The sequence below is a fragment of the Arthrobacter sp. TB 26 genome (assembly GCF_000427315.1).
Classification (GTDB): Bacteria; Actinomycetota; Actinomycetes; order Actinomycetales; family Micrococcaceae; genus Arthrobacter.
The window spans coordinates 1-1,008 of the sequence record NZ_AUPJ01000166.1 but is presented as its reverse complement, the minus strand read 5'-3'; the positions used below and the strand labels follow the sequence as shown (position 1 = coordinate 1,008).

General features: G+C 67.0%; 2 protein-coding genes and 1 pseudogene. All 3 read right to left on the bottom strand.

Annotated features, from left to right (window positions below):
• The coding region (locus K789_RS22415; RefSeq protein ID WP_029704577.1) for a DUF2071 domain-containing protein at positions 1 to 431 on the bottom strand (431 nt) is incomplete at its 3' end.
• Positions 428 to 829, bottom strand: coding sequence for a DUF1622 domain-containing protein (locus K789_RS0105635; RefSeq protein ID WP_024365910.1), 402 nt, complete (start codon positions 827 to 829; stop codon positions 428 to 430). The genes K789_RS22415 and K789_RS0105635, both read right to left, overlap by 4 nt.
• Positions 830 to 870: 41 nt before the next feature.
• Positions 871 to 1,008: pseudogene (locus tag K789_RS26070) on the bottom strand (SDR family NAD(P)-dependent oxidoreductase); the annotation flags it as partial.

The window sequence follows — 1,008 nt, the reverse complement described above, 5'->3', positions numbered from 1 at the left end:
CCCGCCGGAACAGCGCCCGCCAACGGATCCAACGCCCCGGCACCACGGAAGCCCGCACGCGACCACACATACGGAATCCCGGCCGCCCGGGCCGCCAGAACCACCGCCAAACGCGTCGCATCCAGGCTCAGGAACACGACGCCCCGGGCGCCGTCGGGCTCCCGGGAGTAGAGGCGCACGTTGATCTCGTTGAAGCTCCCGAAATAGGGGATCCCCGGCCCGCGGCCCAGGCCGGCGCCCTGCATGCGGAATCCGATCAGCCCCACCCAGGCGGACCCGTCGAAGGTGTCCGGGACGACACCCGGCGGCATGAACGAGGCAGCGACGGCATGGGGGATCCGCCAGTGCAGGAAGACCGCATCTGTCCACCGCTGATCCATGATGATCGGGGTCGGAAGCGCAGGGGCCACGGGCCAGGGATCACCTCTCATCGGTCGCGGTCCGCTGGTTCAGCGGCCGCGGAGGCCCCCTCGGGTTGTTTCTGCCAGGGCCAGCGGCCGGTAATTTCGAGCTCGAGTGAGAAGCTCAGGAAGGTCCGGATCAGCACAATGATGGCCAGCACACCCACGCTTTCGAAGGTTGGTGTGACGGCGACAGTCCGGATGATATCCGCCGCGACCAGGAGCTCGAGCCCGAGCAGGATCGAACGGCCCAGCAATTGCCGGTACGAGCGGTACACCGACAGCGGTGCGGATCCTTTCGGGAGCTTGCGGGGCTGGAAACCGCGCAGGGCCATCGGGACCGAGACGACGGCGCCGAGCACCATGACAGCCACACCGGCGATGTCCATGTACCCGCCGACCGCCTGGATAATGTCCTTAAAATCCATCGTTCCCCTTAAAGAAATGGTGGTGAACTCCAAACCCCGGGTCAGGGGTGCCGGACTCCCGCTCCGGCAAGGATAGCCCGGTATCCCTCGCGGAAACTGGGGTACCGGAAGTCGAAGCCGGTGTTCCGGAGCAGTGCATTGCTGCAGCGCTTGTTGCCGCCGCGGGACGGCTCGCCGCC

Coding starts and splice junctions, on each gene's coding strand:
- K789_RS0105635 (WP_024365910.1), bottom strand. CDS start 829: ATGGATTTTAAGGACATTATCCAGGCGGTCGGCGGGTACATGGACATC.